Source organism: Streptomyces dryopteridis, from assembly GCF_049606955.1.
Classification (GTDB): Bacteria; Actinomycetota; Actinomycetes; order Streptomycetales; family Streptomycetaceae; genus Streptomyces.
Map to the genome: position 1 here is coordinate 324,943 of NZ_CP187113.1, position 16,983 is coordinate 341,925.

Annotated in this window: 16 protein-coding genes and 1 pseudogene; 8 read left to right on the forward strand and 9 right to left on the reverse strand. The window is 71.5% G+C overall.

Annotation, left to right across the window (positions count from 1 at the left end; genetic code table 11):
- Window positions 1-8: 8 nt before the first annotated feature.
- The 6 genes from ACN20G_RS01275 to ACN20G_RS01300 form a co-directional block, all read right to left on the reverse strand.
- Entirely contained in the window at window positions 9-1,796 is a 1,788-nt protein-coding gene (locus tag ACN20G_RS01275) for an ABC transporter ATP-binding protein (RefSeq protein WP_424210825.1), read from the reverse strand.
- A gap of 2 nt (window positions 1,797-1,798) precedes the next feature.
- The gene (locus ACN20G_RS01280) at window positions 1,799-2,857 is read right to left on the reverse strand and encodes an iron-siderophore ABC transporter substrate-binding protein (protein ID WP_424210826.1); all 1,059 of its coding nucleotides are present in this window, start codon (window positions 2,855-2,857) and stop codon (window positions 1,799-1,801) included.
- Window positions 2,858-2,962: 105 nt separating this feature from the next.
- On the reverse strand, window positions 2,963-3,817 hold the full coding sequence (locus ACN20G_RS01285; RefSeq protein ID WP_424210827.1) for an ABC transporter ATP-binding protein: 855 nt from the start codon (window positions 3,815-3,817) through the stop codon (window positions 2,963-2,965).
- A 41-nt stretch (window positions 3,818-3,858) separates the two neighbouring features.
- On the reverse strand, window positions 3,859-4,920 hold the full coding sequence (locus tag ACN20G_RS01290; RefSeq protein ID WP_424210828.1) for a FecCD family ABC transporter permease: 1,062 nt from the start codon (window positions 4,918-4,920) through the stop codon (window positions 3,859-3,861).
- Window positions 4,917-5,939, reverse strand: coding sequence for a FecCD family ABC transporter permease (locus ACN20G_RS01295; protein WP_424215321.1), 1,023 nt, complete (start codon window positions 5,937-5,939; stop codon window positions 4,917-4,919). Before ACN20G_RS01295 ends, ACN20G_RS01290 begins: the two co-directional genes overlap by 4 nt.
- 193 nt (window positions 5,940-6,132) lie before the next feature.
- The gene (locus ACN20G_RS01300) at window positions 6,133-7,479 is read right to left on the reverse strand and encodes a lysine N(6)-hydroxylase/L-ornithine N(5)-oxygenase family protein (RefSeq protein ID WP_424210829.1); all 1,347 of its coding nucleotides are present in this window, start codon (window positions 7,477-7,479) and stop codon (window positions 6,133-6,135) included.
- 262 nt (window positions 7,480-7,741) lie between these two features.
- Here ACN20G_RS01300 and ACN20G_RS01305 point away from each other — a divergent pair, with 262 nt between their 5' ends.
- Window positions 7,742-8,689, forward strand: a complete 948-nt coding sequence (locus ACN20G_RS01305; protein ID WP_424210830.1) for a methionyl-tRNA formyltransferase — start codon at window positions 7,742-7,744, stop codon at window positions 8,687-8,689.
- A 152-nt stretch (window positions 8,690-8,841) separates the two neighbouring features.
- Complete coding sequence (locus ACN20G_RS01310; protein WP_424210831.1) at window positions 8,842-9,783, forward strand: helix-turn-helix transcriptional regulator; 942 nt, start codon at window positions 8,842-8,844, stop codon at window positions 9,781-9,783.
- Between the two features lie 24 nt (window positions 9,784-9,807).
- Here ACN20G_RS01310 and ACN20G_RS01315 read toward each other — a convergent pair.
- The 3 genes and pseudogenes from ACN20G_RS01315 to ACN20G_RS01325 form a co-directional block, all read right to left on the reverse strand.
- Window positions 9,808-10,302, reverse strand: a pseudogene (locus ACN20G_RS01315) (hypothetical protein); the annotation flags it as partial.
- A 139-nt stretch (window positions 10,303-10,441) separates the two neighbouring features.
- The gene (locus tag ACN20G_RS01320; protein WP_424210832.1) at window positions 10,442-10,723 is read right to left on the reverse strand and encodes a DUF6959 family protein; all 282 of its coding nucleotides are present in this window, start codon (window positions 10,721-10,723) and stop codon (window positions 10,442-10,444) included.
- Between the two features lie 633 nt (window positions 10,724-11,356).
- The gene (locus ACN20G_RS01325; RefSeq protein WP_424210833.1) at window positions 11,357-12,322 is read right to left on the reverse strand and encodes a pirin family protein; all 966 of its coding nucleotides are present in this window, start codon (window positions 12,320-12,322) and stop codon (window positions 11,357-11,359) included.
- Between the two features lie 115 nt (window positions 12,323-12,437).
- On the opposite strand from ACN20G_RS01325, the gene ACN20G_RS01330 reads away from it, so the two are divergent.
- From ACN20G_RS01330 to ACN20G_RS01355, 6 genes are all read left to right on the forward strand, one after another.
- Complete coding sequence (locus ACN20G_RS01330; RefSeq protein ID WP_424210834.1) at window positions 12,438-12,827, forward strand: tetratricopeptide repeat protein; 390 nt, start codon at window positions 12,438-12,440, stop codon at window positions 12,825-12,827.
- Window positions 12,828-12,954: 127 nt separating this feature from the next.
- Window positions 12,955-14,148: a methyltransferase gene (locus ACN20G_RS01335; protein ID WP_424215322.1), complete on the forward strand. Its 1,194-nt coding sequence runs from the start codon at window positions 12,955-12,957 to the stop codon at window positions 14,146-14,148.
- 53 nt (window positions 14,149-14,201) lie between these two features.
- A complete protein-coding gene (locus tag ACN20G_RS01340) occupies window positions 14,202-14,978 on the forward strand; it encodes a MerR family transcriptional regulator (protein WP_424210835.1) in 777 nt (258 codons plus the stop codon).
- A gap of 222 nt (window positions 14,979-15,200) precedes the next feature.
- Window positions 15,201-15,782 (forward strand): DUF6230 family protein, encoded by a 582-nt coding sequence (locus ACN20G_RS01345; RefSeq protein ID WP_424215323.1) that lies wholly within the window; start codon window positions 15,201-15,203, stop codon window positions 15,780-15,782.
- A 1-nt stretch (window position 15,783) separates the two neighbouring features.
- Window positions 15,784-16,215: a DUF6114 domain-containing protein gene (locus tag ACN20G_RS01350; RefSeq protein WP_424210836.1), complete on the forward strand. Its 432-nt coding sequence runs from the start codon at window positions 15,784-15,786 to the stop codon at window positions 16,213-16,215.
- Window positions 16,212-16,862, forward strand: a complete 651-nt coding sequence (locus tag ACN20G_RS01355) for a hypothetical protein (protein ID WP_424210837.1) — start codon at window positions 16,212-16,214, stop codon at window positions 16,860-16,862. Before ACN20G_RS01350 ends, ACN20G_RS01355 begins: the two co-directional genes overlap by 4 nt.
- The last annotated feature ends 121 nt before the right edge of the window (window positions 16,863-16,983 follow it).

A 16,983-nucleotide genomic window follows, 5' to 3' on the forward strand; every position in this document is an offset into this window, starting at 1 on the left:
AGGCTTACCTAACTACCCTCTCTCCAGGCCCTCCAGAGCCGCGCGTAACGCCCGCCCAGGGCCACCAGCTCCTCGTGCGTGCCCTCTTCGACCACCCGGCCCGCGTCCAGCACGGCGATCCGGTCCGCGGCCATGGCCTGGGTCAGCCGGTGGGCCACGAACAGCGTGGTCCGACCGGCGCACGCGGCGCGCACGGCCCGTTCCAGTTCGGCCGCGCCCTCGCTGCCCGCCTCGGCGGTGGACTCGTCGAGCACCACCACGGGAGCGCGACCCAGGACCAGGCGGGCCAGGGCGATCTGGGCCACCTTGGTGCCGTCCAGCCGCTCCCCACCCTCCCCCACGTCCGTGTACAGGCCCTCGGGCAACGCCTCCACCCAGTCGCCGGCGCCCACGAGTTCGAGCGCGGCGAGCAGTTCGGCGTCCTCGGCCTTCGGCGCGGCCAGCCGCAGGTCCTCGGCCAGCGGGCCGGAGAACACGTGCGTCTCCTGGGTCAGGAAGCTCACCAGCTCGCGGGCCCCGACCTCGTCGAGGTCGGCGAGGTCCGTCGAGCCCACCGAGACCGAGCCGGTCCCGGGTCGCTCGATGCCCGCGATGATCGCGGCCAGGGTGGTCTTGCCCGCCCCGGTCGCGCCGACCAGCGCGAGCGAACCCCCGGCCGGGATGCTCAGGTTGACCTCCCGCAGCACCGGGTCCCGCGAGCCGGGGTAGGTGAACGACAGCCCCTTGACCGTCACCGCGTGCGAGTCCCCGGCGAGCGGGCCGCTCTTGTCCTCGCCCACCAGGCGCTCCTCGGTGGACTCCGAGACCACGCCGACCAGGCGGGTCAGGCTCGCGCCGGACTTCTGTGCCTCGTCGAAGGTGAACATGATCGCGCCCAGCGGCGTGAACAGCCGGTGGAAGACCAGCGGGGCGGCCGCGACCTCGCCGAGGGTGGCCGATCCGGTCTCCAACAGGGCGTAGCCGACCAGGAGGATCAGGACCAGGCCGATGAACTCGGCCCGGTTCTCCCGGCCGACGAAGCGCCCGAAGAAGCGGAACACCTCGATGCCGAGGTCCTTGACCCGCCGCGAGTCGGCGTCGACCTTCTCGCGGAACCTGTCCTCCAGCCGGTACGCGCGCACCGTCTCGATGCCGTTCAGGCCGCTGATCAGCGCCTGGGCGCGGTCGGCCTGGGCGGCCCGCTGGGTGCGGTACAGCGGCGCGGACCGGGGCAGGTACCAGCGCAGGGCGAGGGCGTAGGCGGGCAGCGCGCAGGCGCCCGCCAGACCCAGCCGCCAGTCGAGGCCGAACATGCCGATCGTGGCCACGGCCACCAGCACGCCGGCCGAGAACACGGTGGGGATGGCGGAGCGGATGCCCTTGGACAGGACGGCGACGTCGTCGCCGACCCGGGAGAGCACGTCGCCCCGGCCCACCTGTTCGACCCGGGCGATCGGCATGGCCAGCACCGCGCGCACCGCGCCCTCGCGCAGTCGCGCGAGCAGGTCGGCGCCGAGCCGGCCGATCAGGTACGTGGACACGGCGGTGGCCGCCGCGCCGAGCAGCGCGGCGGCCACCATCAGCGTGCCGATCGTGATGAGCGTGGAGCTCGCCCCGCCCCCGGTCACCTCGTCGACCACGCGGCCGAGGAGGAGGACCGGGAGCATCTGCAGCGCCGCCCCGGCCACCGTGCTGAACACGGTGGCCGCGGTCAGCCACGGGGTGGCGCGGCAGTGTGCCGCGACCCATCCCGCCGCCTCACGGCCCGACGTGGTGCGCAGGGTCGCCGGGGTGACGCTCGTGTTCGTGGTGCTCACACCTAGCCGACCGACTTGACGAGCTCGTCGATGGCGTAGGGCATGGACAGCAGGGTGGCCTGGGAGAGGGCCGCGCCGGCCGCCGGGCCCTCGCTGTCGAGCAGGTAGGAGACCTTGTTGTCCTTGGCGACCTTCAGGTTGGCGAAGAGGTCGAACTTCTTCAGCGCGTCCGTGTCGGCCTTGTCGTTGATGACGAAGACGCGGTCGACGTCGACGAGGTCCATGCGCTCGGGCGAGAGCTGGGTGTAGAACTTGTCACCGGCGATCTTGTCGATCTCGGTCTGGCCCTTGAAGCCCATGCCGCTCAGCAGCTGGCCGCGCACGTCGGTGGTGGTGAAGGGGGCGACGGAGTCCTTGTACCAGGACAGGGCGACGGCGGTCTGGTTCGCGAACTCGGGGTGCGCCTTCTTGACCGCGGCGAGCTTGTCGTCGATGCCCTTGATCATCGTCCGACCCTCGTCGGCCTTGCCGAGCGCCGTGGCGATGTGCAGGGCGTTGTCCTGCCACTTCGCGCTGAAGGGCTCCTTCTCGGCCTTGGTGCGGCCGACGGTCGGGGCGATCTTCGAGAGCTTGTCGTAACCGGCCTGGTCGATCTCGGAATAGACCGCGATGATCAGGTCGGGGCGCAGGGCCGCGATCTTCTCGAAGTTGGGGCCGGCGTCACCGTTGTTCATGATGACCTCGGGCTTGGTGTCGCCCCACTTGTCCTTCACCCAGGGCCACTGGGTGTTGATGTCGGGGCTGGTGCCCGCAGGGTTCGGGTACTGGTCGACCATGCCGACCGGCTTGACGCCGAAGGCCAGGATGGTCTGGTCGTCGGTGTAGCCCACGGAGACGACGCGCTTGGGCGCCTCCTTGACCGTGGTGGATCCGAACGCGTGCTCCACGGTGACCGGGAAGGCGCCGGAGGCCGCGGGGGCCTTGGCGGCGTCGTCCTTCTTGGTCGACTCCGAGTCGCCGGAACCGCAACCGGCGAGGAGACCCACGCCGAGGGCCGCGGCGGACACCGTGGCCGCCACCCGCCGCCAGGGCTTCATACGGGTCGTTCGATCGAGGAGCATCCGGAAATCCCTTGCTTTCATGCCGTCACTGCGGGCCCCTGTGGGCAGGATGACCGTACCCGAGGGAAGTGAGGTAAGCCTACCCTAAGTTGAATCGCGTACCGTTCAGCCGGTCGCGTCCCGCACGTGATTGCGCCCGATCGGCACCACGAGCGGCCGGTCCCCGACCGGATCCTCGATCACCCGGGCCTTCAACCCGAAGGCCGTCAACAGGAGTTCGGGGGTTACCACCTCGCGCGGGTGCCCCTGCGCCAGGATCGAACCGTCCTTCATCACGATCAGGTTGTCGCTGTAGCGGACGGCCAGGTTGAGGTCGTGGAGCACCATCACCACGGTGCGCCCCGACTCGTGGAGGTCGTCCACCAGGTCGAGCACGTCCACGGCGTGCGCGAGGTCCAGATAGGTGGTGGGCTCGTCCAGCAGCAGCAGGTCGGTCCCCTGCGCCAGGGTCATGGAGATCCAGACCCGCTGCCGTTGCCCGCCGGAGAGGGAGTCCACCGCCCGGTCGGCCAGGTCGGCGACCCCGGTCATGGCCAGGGCCCGTTCCACGACGGAGGCGTCGTCGGAGGACCACTGCCGCAGCCAGCCCTGGTGCGGGTGCCGGCCCCGGGCCACCAGGTCGGCCACGGTCAGCCCCTCCGGGGCCACCGGCGTCTGCGGCAGCAGGCCGAGCTTCTTGGCCACGTCCCGGGTCTTGAGCCGGGCCACGTCGGCCCCGTCGAGCACGACCGAGCCCCGGGAGGGCTTCAGCAGCCGCGCCAGGGTCCGCAACAGCGTGGACTTGCCGCAGCCGTTGGGGCCGATGATGGTGGTGATCACCCCGGGCGGGACGGACACGTCCAGACCGTCGATGACGGTCCGTTCCCCGTACCCGACGCTCACCCCCCGGGCGGCCAGGCGCGACCCGGCCGTCTCGGACGGCGTCCCGGTGACCGGCTGGGTGACTGACTGAGCGACCAAGGCCCCCCCTAGTGTTTAGGCTTGCCTAACCTTTCTACCATCTAGCGGCGATTGGCCCGCACCAGCAGGTACACCAGGAACGGCCCGCCGATCGCGGCCGTCACCACGCCCACGGGCAGGGTGACCGGCAGCGCGGTCCGGGCCACGAGGTCCGAGCCGATCAGCAGCGCCGCGCCCGTGGCGGCGGAGGCGACGAACGGCGGGGTCGGGGACCCGGTCAACCGCATCGCGACCTGCGGGGCCACCAGGGCCACGAAGGGCACCGGCCCGGCCGCGCTGACCGCCATGCCGGCCAACAGCACCGCGCACAGCAGCAGCACCGCCCGCACCAGCCCGTAGCGCACCCCCAGACCCGCGGCCACGTCGTCGCCGAAATGCAGGGGCTTGAACTGGAAGGCCACGCAGCCCACGACCACCAGCAGGGCCAGGGTCCCCCACAGCGCCGTCCACACCTCGTCCCAGGACCGGCCGTCCAGGGACCCGACCAACCATGCCTGGGCCCGGGCCACGTCCCGGATGTCGGCGGTGACCAGCAGCCAGGTGGTGACGGCCTGCATGACCGCGCTCACCGAGATGCCGATGAGGATGAGCCGGAACCCGTCCACCCCGCGCCGCCAGGCCATGAAGTACACCAGCAGGCCGGTCCCCAGACCGCCCGCCAGGGCCGCCGCCGGCAGCCCGACCGAGTTCACGATCGCGCCGGCCGTACCGCCCGAGACGGTGACCAGGAACACCGCGACCGCGCTCGCCCCGCCCGTGACCCCCAGAATGTCCGGACTGGCCAGCGGATTGCGCGCGATGGACTGGGTGAGCGCCCCCGAGACCCCGAGCGCGACCCCCACGACGAGGCCGGCCAGGGCCCGCGGCATCCGCAGGTCCATGATCACGAACTGGTCGACCTGCTCGCCGAAGCCGAACAGGGTCGAGACCACCTGCGACAGGCTCAGGGGGAAGTCCCCCAGCGCGATCGACAGGCAGAAGAGCAGGAAGGCCACCGCCGTGATCACCAGGGTGGTGAACACGACGCGGGGCCGCCACACGAAGGACACGCCGCCTAGGCGCACGCCCGGCGTCGTCCGGGACTTCGTCACTGTTGCGTTCATGCGCTCTTGAACTTCCCCCGCCAGACCAGGATCGCGAAGAACGGCGCGCCCAACAGGGCCACCAGAACTCCCGCGTCCAACTCACCCGGGCGCACCACCAGGCGCCCGGCCACGTCGCACACCAGCAGCACCACCGCGCCGAGCAGGCCCGCGTACGGCACCAGCCAGCGGTAGTCGGGCCCGGCCAGGTACCGCGCCACGTGGGCCACCATCAGCCCCAGGAAGGCCATCGGGCCGCACGCCGCCGTCGCCGCCCCGGCCAGCAGGGTGATGGCGACGATGCCGGTGATCCGCATCCGCGTGATGTTCACGCCCAGGCCCCGGGCCACGTCCTCGCCCAGGTTGAGCAGGTTGACGGCCGGCAGGGTGGTGGCCGCGAGCAGCAGGCCGACGCCGACGAACACGCTCACCGGGCCGATCACCCCGAAGGGCACCCCGGCCACCGAGCCCGCGTTCCAGAACCGCAGCGCGTTGAGCGCCGCCTTGTCCGAGAGGGCGACGGCCGTGGTCATCGCCATCAGGAACACGGTCACCCCCTGGCCGGCCAGGGCCAGGGTCAGCGGGTTGCCGGCCCCCCGTCCGATGCTCGACAGCCCGAAGACCACGACCCCGGCGAGCCCGGCGCCGAGGAAGGCGAACCACACGTACTGGAAGGGGTCGGTGAACCCGAACAGGGAGATCGCGGCCACCACGGCGAACGAGGCCCCGGTGTTCACCCCCAACAGTCCGGTGTCGGCTATCGGGTTGCGGGTGTAGCCCTGGATCAGGGCGCCGCCCACCCCCAGCGCGATGCCCGCCACGATCGCCAGCACCGTCCGGGGCAGCCGCACCGTGTGCACGATCAGCCGGATCTCGGTCAGCTGCCGGTCGGCGTCGGGGGCCGCGAACAGGCCGCGCCACACCTCCGCCGGGCTCAGCCCGCGCGCGCCCACGGCCACGGAGACCACCGCGGCCAGCGCCAGCACGAGCAGGATCACCCCGAGCCCCACCAGCCGGCGCCGCCGCGCCCGGGCGATCAGGGCCTGGGCGGGACGGCCGGCGGGCCCGGCGGGCGCGGGCGGCACGCTCGCGACGGGGGGCGGGCCGGCGACCGGCCGGCTGAGGTCTGGGGGCACGGGGGGTTCCTTTCTCACTGCGTGCGCGGACACACCGCTGCCGTGCGCGCGGGGTGCGAACACCTCGCGGGCACGGCAGTGGGGCCCGAAGTACGGGTCAGCGCAGGCCGCCGCCGACGCCCTGGGCGACGGCGTCCGGCACGGCCTTGAGACCGCGGTCGAGTATGGAGTCCAGGATCTCACCCACCCGGATGGCGGTGTTCGACAGGAGGGAGGAGGTGATGCCGTGCGTGTGCTCGGTCCCGCCCTGGAGGTAGATCCCGCAGCGCAGCGCGGCGTCGGTGGTCACCCGGTAGTCGCGCTCGACCCGGGCCCGGCCCAGCTCGTCGCGCTCCACCCGGTCCGCCAGAGCGCCGAGCAGGCCCAGGCCGTCGGCCTGGAGGTAGCCGGTGGCGCAGACGACCACGTCGGCGTCGAGGCTGCTCTCCTCGCCCGTGACCAGGGACTTGACGGTGGCGCGGACCGCGTCGCCGCTCTCCTCGACCTCGGTGAGGCGCGAGACGTTCAGGAAGCGCAGGCGCTCGGTGCCGAGCACCTTCTCCTGGTACGACTGGCGGTACAGGTCGTCGATGAGGTCGATGTCCACCACGGAGTAGTTGGTGTTGCCGTGGTAGTCCATCAGGCGCCGCTTCACGTCGTCCGGGGCGGTGAAGTACTCGTCCACGGCCTGCGGGTCGAAGATGCGGTTGGCGAAGGCGCTGTCGTCGGCCGGGCTGTAGCCGTAGCGCGAGAAGACGGCGCAGACCTCGGCCTCGGGGAAGCGGCGGTGCAGGTAGGCGACGTTCTCGGCGGCGCTCTGCCCGGCGCCCACGACCACGAAGCGGGTGGGGTCGGTGCCCTCCAGGGCGTCGACCTTCCGCAGCAGGTCGGAGTTGTGCCAGACCCGCTCGGAGCGCTCGACGCCCTCGGGCATCACCGGGCGCAGGCCGGTGCCCATGACGAGGTTGCGGGCCCGGTGCACGACGACCTCGTCGCCGCAGCGGGAGGTCACGTCCAGGTACTCGACCACGCCGTCGCGCACGACGGGCTCGATCGAGACGACCCGGTGGCCGTAGGAGACCATGTCGTCGACCTTGGCCGCGGCCCACTCGAAGTAGTCGTGGAACTCGACCCGGAGCGGGAACAGGTTCTTGTGGTTGACGAAGTCGATCAGCCGCCCCTTGCTCTGCAGGTAGCAGAGGAAGCTGTACTCGCTGGTCGGGTTCCGCAGCGTCACGAGGTCCTTCATGAAGGACACTTGCATCGTGGCGTCGTCGATGAGCATGCCCCGGTGCCACCCGAAGCTCGGCTGCTGCTCGAAGAAGTGAGCGGTGACCGCCTCCTCCCGTCCGACGGTCGCGTTGTGCTCGCTCAGCGCGATCGCCATGGCGACGTTCGACGGGCCGAAGCCGATACCGATCAGGTCGTGGATCAGTGGTGCGTCGCCAGGAAGAGCCTGTGACATGTCACTCCCATTCGTGCAGGACGACCGCCGCGAAGGCGTCGCGTCAGGGGGCGGGAAAAAAGGGGTGCCCAGGCACACCGGGGACCGGCAGCCAAGCGGAACTTAGGTAAAGCTAACCTGATCTGGACCGACTGTCGACCGGGCAATCCGGACAAACTGCCCGCAACTCCTTCAATTGACCCCCGAATCAGGCTCATTGCATCGTTAGGTAAGGCTTGCTTTACTAAGCCCTGGTCATTGCACTCTTCGAGGAGGAACCTTTATGCGGGTCGTCATGTTCGGCTATCAGACCTGGGGCCATCGCACCCTGAAGGCCCTCTTGGACTCCGAGCACGACGTCGTGATGGTCGTGACCCACCCCAAGAGCGAGCACGCCTACGAGAAGATCTGGAGCGACTCCGTGGCCGAGCTGGCCGAGGAGCACGGGGTCCCGGTCGTCATCCGCAACCGCCCCGACGACGAGGAGCTGTTCCAGCGCCTGAAGGAGGCCGCGCCGGACATCATCGTCGCCAACAACTGGCGCACCTGGATCCCGCCGCACATCTACGGGCTCCCCAAGCACGGCACCCTCAACATCCACGACTCGCTGCTGCCGAAGTACGCCGGCTTCTCCCCGCTGATCTGGGCGCTGATCAACGGCGAACCCGAAGTGGGCGTCACCGCGCACATGATGGACGAGGTCCTCGACGCCGGCGACATCGTCGACCAGCGCGCCGTGCCCGTCGGCCCCACCGACACCACCACCGACCTCTTCCACAAGACGGTCGACCTCATCGCCCCGGTCACCATCGGCGCCCTCGCCCGGATCGCCGCCGGCGAGACCGAGTTCACCAAGCAGGACCGCTCGCGGGCCAGCTTCTTCCACAAGCGCGCCGAAGAGGACATCCGCATCGACTGGAGCTGGGACGCCGAGGTCCTGGAGCGCCTGGTCCGCGCCCAGTCCGCGCCCTACCCCGCCGCCTTCACCTTCCACAAGGGCAAGCGGCTGGAGGTGCTCGCGGCCGTGGTCTCCGAGGGCGTCTACGGCGGCACCCCCGGCCGGATCTTCTACCGCGAGGGCGAGGGCGTCGTGATCGTCGCCGGCGCCGACGCCCGCACCGGCCGCAACCACGGCCTGGCCATCACCCGCGTCCGCACCGAGGACGGCACCGAACTCCCCGCCGCCGAGTACTTCCGGTCCATGGGCGGCTACCTCACCGCGCGCCCCTGAATCCGCTCCGTGCGCGCCCGCGCGATCACTCCTCCCGCGCGGCGCGCACGGCCCTCCCGGGCGTCCGGGGCGGGCGCGGCGTACCGTCGGACGTGACACGTCGTCGGCGACCGGGCCGGCGACCCGGGCGCGGAGCGGTGGGGGTGGCGGGCATGGACGCGTTGTCGTTCCGCAGCGGGAGCCTGGCGGCGACGGAGGAGTTCCTGACGACGGCCTACACGCCGATGCGGATCGGCGGCCGGCCCCAGGACACCCGGGCCGCGGTGGAACGGCGCACGGTCGGCGGACTCACCCTGGACACGCTGGACTTCGGCTACACGATGTCCTTCGACGCGAACCCGCTGGAGCGGGTCACGTTGGTCGGCGTCGACCGCGGGGTGCACACCAGCGGTGAATCCGCGTGCGGCCCCGGGGAGACCCTGCTGGTGACCCTGCCGGGCCGGCCGTACGCGGGCGAGGTCCGGGAGGCCGCGTACACGATCGCGATGTTCGACACCGAGCTGCTGACCCGCGCCGCCGGCGGCGATGCCGAGCACCCCGTCCGACTCACCGGCCAGACCCCGACCTCGGCGGCCGGCCACGGCCTGCTGCACGCGACGCTGGGACACGTCCGGCACGTGCTCACCCGCTGCCCCCCGATCGACGAACACCCCCTGATGGTGTCCGCCCTCCTCGACCACCTGGCGGCCGTCACCCTGGCCACCCTCCCCCACACCGGGCCCGACCGGGCCGAACCCACCCGCCTGGACTCCCGCGACGCCGACAGCGACACCCTGCGCCGCGCCATGGCCTTCATCGAGGACAACGCGCACCGCGAGATCGGCCTGGCCGACATCGCCGCCGCCGTCCCGGTCACCGCCCGAGCCGTCCAGTACGCCTTCGCCCGGCACGCGGACACCACTCCCCTGGCGCACCTGCGCTCGGTCCGACTGGCCCGGGCGCACGCGGAGTTGAAGGCGGCCGAGCCCGGCACCACCACGGTCACCGAGATCGCCGCCCGCTGGGGCTTCGCCCACCCGGGCCGCTTCGCCACCCTCCACCGCCACACCTACGGCACCCCCCCGGCCACCCTCCTCCGCACCCCCCACCCCTGACCGGGGGGACCCTGCACCGGCAACTCACCCCGCGAACACCCGGCCCCAATCCACGTCCGCCGGCGGCACGAAGAAATACCCGCCCCCAGGTGCCGTCCCGGCGCCTGCCCATGATGCGCTCTTGGCCTCTATCGAATCCCGGTCCCGCAAGCCGGTGGCCAACCTCATCCGCCGCACCGCGAGACAGCCCCCGCCCACCGCCCACTCCGGCTCCCCGTCCCCCGCCCGGACGAGCACACGGGACTCCCACTCCTCCCGCTGATCGATCCCGGGATTCCCGTGCCCTTCGGCGAAATGGAACGGATTCCCGGCGATGACATTCCCGCCAACGGTCCCAGGCGCAGATCGAGCTCCTTCGACGCTCCAGCGCAGCCGCCATCCAACCAGTTGCCGCGACAGCTGTCGCACGGCTTTCAGCGGCCTCTCCCGGGAATCACTCCCGAGGTGCACCAAGAGATCTCCATGCGTCAGATCACGACCGTACAGGTCCCCGGGGAACGCGGGCATGTCCACAAGCCGTTGTGGACGCTCCCCCGAGCTGCGAACAGGTCGCCCAGCTCACGGCCTCGACCATTCGTCAGGTCGAAAACAGCCGCCGCCGCCTGGTATCGCTCGGGGACACGGCCCATCGGCACTGGCTTCCGAGGGGCGCGATCGGTTATGGATGATACGGCAGATCAAAGCCGGACCTGCGGGCCGCGCTTTCGTATACGGAAATCATCTCCGCGAGAGTGTCGATGATCTCCTGCAGGGGGAATCGCGCCTCTTGCAGGTTTTCGACAGCAAGACAGTCGCTCAACTCACGCACCGTCTCCTGGAGGATTTTCAGCGAATCCCCCTGAATCGCCACAGCCGGATGATTCCTTCCGGGAACTTGAATCACGGAATAATTCCCAAAAATTTCCAGAATCCTACCTGCGCGAACTTCTTCTTGACTCACCGGCCCCCCTGAGGGTGAAACACATACGGCTCCGTCTCAACGGGAGGGCTTGTGAAGACATCTTGCCGCCTACCCTTGCCCAGGGTCACATCCGCTTTCGGAAGAGGGCTCGAAATCCCACTCCTGAGTCGACTTTTCATCCCGGTGATCACACAGTCCCAGTCGGATTCGGCATCGTAGCCCTTGGGATTGGCAGCGGCTCGCGGCCCTCTTGCCCGACTTCCCACGGGTGAGGCTCTCCGGGGACTGCGCCGTGGCCCCTCCGACCGTGACGGACACCCGTCGGACCGTTGCGTGACAGGAACACCACGTCCTCCCCCAAGGCAGCCCCACAGAGCCCGACCGTCACTCCTGGCGGGCAGCGACACGGTAGTCATCCACGGCGAAGATCACGGATCTTTTGCGGACACCGCATCCGCGATCACGGCCGGAAAGCCACTGGACACGGCGGGGCCTCGACGGAGGGGTGGCCCGAATCGGAGGGGGTGCCCCGCGAGCTCCACGGCTGGTGATCCACACGCCTGGGGGGACAAGTGACGACGCGGTGTCGCGTCGGGGGTTGTGGGCTTCGCGGGCCTCGTTTCGACCGGTAACCACCCTCCTCCGCGCCGCACTTGACTCCGCCCCGGTCGTTCAGCGGGTTCGGCCTCGGGGTTTCAGGTGGGTCGGGGGGAGGGCCGGGGCCGGGATCGGGGGGCCGGCGTAGCCCTTGACCTCGCCGAAGCGGGTGCCGTTCGTCCAGTCCTCGCGGGCCTGGGCGATCTCCTCGTGGGAGCGGCCGATCCAGTTCCAGAACATGACGATCTCCTCCTCGAAGGGTTCGCCGCCCAGGAGCATCAGGGAGGAGTCGGACGCGGCGCGCAGGGGGAGGTCCGTGCGGCCGCAGCCCAGGTAGAGCATCGAGCCGGGGAGGACCGGGACGCCGTCCACGTGGGCCTCGCCGCCCATAGAGAGGATCGCGTACTCGAAGTCGGGCTCCAGGGGGAGGCGGAGTTCCGCGCCCGCCGTGAGGGTGAGGTCGGCGCCGATCAGGGGGCTGTAGGTGGTGCCGGGGGAGGTGGCCGTGTCCAGGGTGCCGAGGATGACGGTGGCGTCGAGGCCGGGGGCGGTGACGCGGGGCAGTTCGGCGTGGTGCTGGAAGTGCGGGTCCACGTGGCGGTGCGCGTCGGGCAGGGCCACCCACAGTTGGGCGCCGTGCAGGAGGCGGGAGTGTTCGCGGGGGCTCTCCTCGGAGTGGCTGATGCCGTGTCCCGAGGTCATCAGGCCGAGTTCGCGGGGGCGGACGGTCTGGAGGCTGCCGACGCTGTCGCGGTGCAGGACCTCGCCGTCGTGGAGCCAGCTGACCGTCTGGAGGCCCTGGTGGGGGTGGGGGGCGACCTGCATGCCGGGTTCGTCGGCGATGTCGTCGGGGCCGTAGTGGTCGACGAAGCACCAGGCGCCGACCATGCGACGGCCGAGGTTGGGGAGCAGGCGGCGGACCTCGGTGCCCTCGCCGAGGGTGACGGTGCGGGGGCTGAGGAGTTCGCGGACGGGTTCGGCCACGACGAAGCCCCGCCCGCCGCAGGTGGCGAGGGCGGGTTGGCGATCAAGGTTGCTCATGGCGTCCACGGTAGTCCTCCGGGGCGTGGAGGCACCCGGTGCGCGGTCCGGAATGTTCCGGGTCGGGCGGGTGTTGTGACGGTGTCGATCCACGGCACCGGGAGAGGAGACCCCCATGACCACCCCCACCCCCTTCGTCGCGCCCCTGGGCGACGCCGGTGACTCCGGGTACCACGAGCGGGGCACGGCGGCGGAGCGCTGGGAGAGGGCCCGGCTGTTCTTCGAGGCCAAGGAGTACGTGACGGCGGCGACGCTGCTGGAGCGGCTGGCCGAGGAGGCGCCTGAGCTGCTCGACGTGCGCCTGCTGTTGGCCCGCGCGCACTACCACTCGGCGCGGTTGGGGCCGGCCGAGCGGGAGCTGCGGGCGCTGCTGGAGCGGTGGCCGGTGGAGGAGTACGCGCAGTTGCTGTTGGGGCGGACGCTGCAACGGCAGGGGCGGGCGGCGGAGGCCGCGCCGTACCTGCGGCTGGCGGCGGCGATGGCCGGGGAGTTCCCCGAGGACTGAGGGGGACCGGGGCCGAGGTCCGCGGCGCCGGGCGCGCGCGACACCGCGCCCGGCCGTCCCCGGGTCGGCGTGGCGGGGGTGGGGCCGGGGCTCGGCTAGCCTGGGCACGGTGAACGCTCTGCCCCCGCTGACCACCCCGTTCGGCTCCTTCGCGCCGACCCGCTTCCCCGAGGACCCGCGCGATCGGCTCCGGGCCTGGGACGCCGCCGACGAGTACCTTCTGCGCCATCTGGCCGAGGGGACGGGCGAGCGGCCGCCGGTGCCCTTGGAGGGGCGGCGGATCGTGGTGCTCGGGGACCGCTGGGGGGCGCTGACGACGGCGCTGGCCGGGTACGGTCCGACGCAGCTGACCGAGTCGTACCTGACCCGGCGGGCCACGGAGGCGAACCTGCTGCGGGCGGGCGCGGAGCCGGGCTCGGTGACCCTGTTGACGACCCCGGACGAGACGCCGCCGGCCGGGGTGGACGCGCTGCTGGTGCGGGTGCCCAAGAGCCTGGCGTTGCTGGAGGACCTGCTGGCGCGGGTGGCGCCCCGGCTGGCGCCGGACGCGGTGGTGGTGGGCACCGGCATGGTCAAGGAGATCCACACCTCCACCCTGGAGGTGTTCGAGCGGCTGCTCGGGCCGACCCGCACCTCCCTGGCCGAGCGCAAGGCGCGGTTGATCTTCACGGTGCCGGCCGGGCCCGCGGCGGATCCGGCGCGGGCCGAGCGGGTGGCGGCCGCGGCCGCCGCGCGCCCGGTGCGACGGCGGCTGGACCGGGACGCGGGTCCGGGGTCGGGGTTGACGGCGGTGGGGCACGCGGGGGTGTTCTGCGCGGACCGGCTCGACATCGGCACGCGGTTCCTCCTCAAGCACCTGCCGACCGGGGTGCCGGCGGGTTCGGCGGTGGCCGACCTGGGGTGCGGCAACGGGATCGTGGGCACGGCGGCGGCGAAGGCCAACCCGGGGGTGTCGGTGCTGTTCGCCGACGAGTCCTATCCGGCGGTGGCCTCGGCGCGGCTGACGTGGGCGGAGAACGGGGGCGAGGGGTTCGGTTCGGCCCGGTTCCTGGTCGGGGACGGGCTCGCGGAGGTGGCGGCGGGCTCGCTGGACCTCGTGCTGAACAATCCGCCGTTCCATTCGCACCAGGCGACGACGGACGCGACGGCGGCGCGGATGTTCGCGCAGGCGCGGCGGGCGCTGCGGCCGGGCGGGGAGCTGTGGGTGGTGGGCAACCGGCACCTGGGGTACCACGTGCGGCTGCGGCGGATGTTCGGCAATTGCGAGTTGGTGGCGAGCGATCCGAAGTTCGTGGTGTTGCGGGCGGTCCGCCGAGGCTGACGCGGGGCCCGCGCACCTCATGTGACCAGCCGGTACGTCCTACACTCTGCCGCGTGAGCGAGCAGGCGCGGGGGCAGCGGACGGGGCGGTATCGGCGCGAGGAGTTGGCGCGGCTGGCCGGGGTGCGGGCGCGGAACCTGCGCTACTACCAGGAGCGCGGGTTGTTGCCCGCGCCGCGCCGGGAGGGCCGGTACGCCTGGTACTCGGACGAGCACCTGGCCCGGTTGCGGTTGATCGACCGGTTGTTGGCGCGCGGGTACACGGTGAACGCGATCGCGGAGCTGTTGGACGCCTCGGCGCGGGACGACGGGCTGGGGCGGTTGCTGGGCCTGGAGCGGGAGTTGACCCGGGACTGGGTGCGCGAGGAGCCCGTGGTGATGACGCGGGAGGAGCTGCGGGACCTGTTCGGACCCTTGGCCTCTCCTCAACACACGGCGCGCGCTGCCGAGTTGGGCTATCTGACGGTGGACGGGGAGGTGGTGACGCACCACAGCCGCCGGTTGTTGGAGGCGACGGCGGCGCTCGTGCGCGAGGGGGTGCCGCTGACGGAGGTGTTGGACGCCGCCGAGTTCGTGCAGGAACAGGCGGCGGTGCTCGCGGATCGGTTCGTGTCCTTGTTCCGGGCGCACGTGATCGGACCGGAGGGACTGGGGCGGGTTTCGGCCGGCCGGGTGCGTGAACTCGGGGCGGCGGTGGCGGCGTTGCGTCCGGTGGCGGGTGAGGTGGTGAGCGCGGAATTCGCACGTGCCATGGCCCGTCGGGTGGACGAGGAGGTCGCGGAGCTGCTCGGGGAGGGGCCTGGGGAGGGCTCCGCGGAGATCGACCAGTAGGCCGAAAGGCGGCGGTCCCACAACCTTGCCAACCCCCATTGGCACTCTTACATTCAACTCGTCGGTAACAACGACGGTAACACCGGCGGTAACACGCTCAGACCTTTCACAACGGTGCACAACCGACATACAAGGGGACACCCGGTGGATCAGTCACAGCAGTTATCGGGCACCGGCGGCGGAGCGGGCGGTCCCTCCGGCGCCGACGACGACACCGGCAAGGTGCGGTGGCGGCGGTTCGCCGTCCTGACGGTCCCCGCCGTCGCCGTCACCGCCGGTCTCGGCATCGCCCTCGCCCAGGGCGCGCTCGCCGCCTCCTTCGCCGTCTCGGGCCAGCAGTTCAAAGTCTCGGCCAAGAGCCTGGAGGGCGAGGGCTTCGCCCAGTACGGCAGCGTGGACGCCAACGCGCGGGGCGAGCTGCTCCCCGTCGCGGTCACGGCGATCCGCGAGGCCAAGCTGAACAGCCTCTGCCAGTCGGTGGTCACCACCCTGCCGGTCATCGGCGACATCTCGCTCAACCTCACCGCGGGCACCAAGAACCCGGTGGAGGCGAGCAACCTCTTCGTGGACGCCACCCAGCTCTCGGGCAACGCGGAGTTCAAGAACATCGAGATCGGTCGGGACGCGTCCACCCTCGACAAGGGCCCGACCGAGGCGCAGGGGATGCAGGACCTGTTCTCCCAGCAGGCCGACACCGTGAAGATCAACGATCTCCAGCAGGTGGCCTGGGCCACGAACGCCGGCACCTTCAAGCTCACCGGTCTCAACATGAAGATCACCAAGGGCAAGAAGGAGTGCTTCTGAGATGACGGCGACGGCCCTGTCCCCGCGGGCGAGGTTCCGGCGCTGGCGACGGAGCCGGCCCTTCTGGGGCGGGCTGCTCGCCGTCCTCGCCGGGGCCGAGATCTGCGCCATCCCCCTCGCGCCCCTGAAGGTCATGCTCCAGCAGGGGGTCGCGGGCATCCCGTCCGTCCTGCTGGGGCTGGTCCTGATCGTGCTGGGCCTGTCGGCCTGGTTCACGCCGCAGTCCCGCACCCTCGCCGGGGTCCTGGCCACACTGGTCGCGACCGCCACGCTCGTGTTGTCCAACCTCGGCGGGTTCTTCATCGGCACGTTGCTCGGCATCATCGGCGGCGGTCTGATCTTCGCCTGGCAGCCACGGCGCCGCCCGGCGGCCAAGACCCCGCCGCACCCCTCCCCCACGGAATCACCCGATCCCCAAGGAGTGCACCCATGAGCCGCACGCGTACCACCGTCCTCCTCGGCCTCGCGGCCGCCGGCGCCCTCGCCCTCTCCTCCGGTTCGGCCACCGCCGGATCCTTACCCCTCGCCGGCTCCACCACCGTCACCCCGGCCGGTCACGCCTTCAAGGCGACGCTGAGCGGCAAGGCCACCTTCAAGGCCGGCAGCGTCACCGTCACCTGCAACGTCTCCACCTCCACCGGCACGGTCCCGGCCGCCCCCGGCAACAGCAACCCCGCCGGCCCGGTCTCCTCCCCGATCACCGCCCCCACCTACACCTCCTGCACCACGAGCATGGCGGGGGTGAGCGCCACCGTCACCACCACCGGCGCCTGGTCGGTCTCCATGCAGAACGGCTCCCCCATCACCGCCACCATGACGGTGCCCACGGCCGGCCTCAAGGTCGTCACCAGCGGCCTCGCCAGCTGTACGGTCACCGCCGCCCCCACCGGTCCCGCCGGCGCCCCCGGCACCTGGACCAACGGCGCCCCGCCGAAGCTGACCTTCACCAACGTCTCGGTGCCGGTCACCGTCACCGGCGGCTTCGGCTGCCCGACCACCGCCACGAGCTCCACGTTCAACGCGGTGTACACGGTCGCCGACACCACCAACCCGGCGCAGCAGATCACCGTCGGTCCCTGACCCGACCGCGCCGCCGCACGGCGGCGCACCCCCGGGGGCCGTCGGCCCGGGCCCTCCCGCCCGGGCCGGCGGCCCCCGGCTCGTCCGAACCCTCCCCCCGCCCCGATCCGCTGCCGTAGCG

Coding starts and splice junctions, on each gene's coding strand:
- ACN20G_RS01280 (WP_424210826.1), bottom strand. CDS start 2,857: ATGCTCCTCGATCGAACGACCCGTATGAAGCCCTGGCGGCGGGTGGCG.
- ACN20G_RS01310 (WP_424210831.1), top strand. CDS start 8,842: ATGGACGCGTTGTCGTTCCGCAGCGGGAGCCTGGCGGCGACGGAGGAG.
- ACN20G_RS01325 (WP_424210833.1), bottom strand. CDS start 12,322: ATGAGCAACCTTGATCGCCAACCCGCCCTCGCCACCTGCGGCGGGCGG.
- ACN20G_RS01305 (WP_424210830.1), top strand. CDS start 7,742: ATGCGGGTCGTCATGTTCGGCTATCAGACCTGGGGCCATCGCACCCTG.
- ACN20G_RS01330 (WP_424210834.1), top strand. CDS start 12,438: ATGACCACCCCCACCCCCTTCGTCGCGCCCCTGGGCGACGCCGGTGAC.
- ACN20G_RS01350 (WP_424210836.1), top strand. CDS start 15,784: ATGACGGCGACGGCCCTGTCCCCGCGGGCGAGGTTCCGGCGCTGGCGA.
- ACN20G_RS01290 (WP_424210828.1), bottom strand. CDS start 4,920: ATGAACGCAACAGTGACGAAGTCCCGGACGACGCCGGGCGTGCGCCTA.
- ACN20G_RS01355 (WP_424210837.1), top strand. CDS start 16,212: ATGAGCCGCACGCGTACCACCGTCCTCCTCGGCCTCGCGGCCGCCGGC.
- ACN20G_RS01300 (WP_424210829.1), bottom strand. CDS start 7,479: ATGTCACAGGCTCTTCCTGGCGACGCACCACTGATCCACGACCTGATC.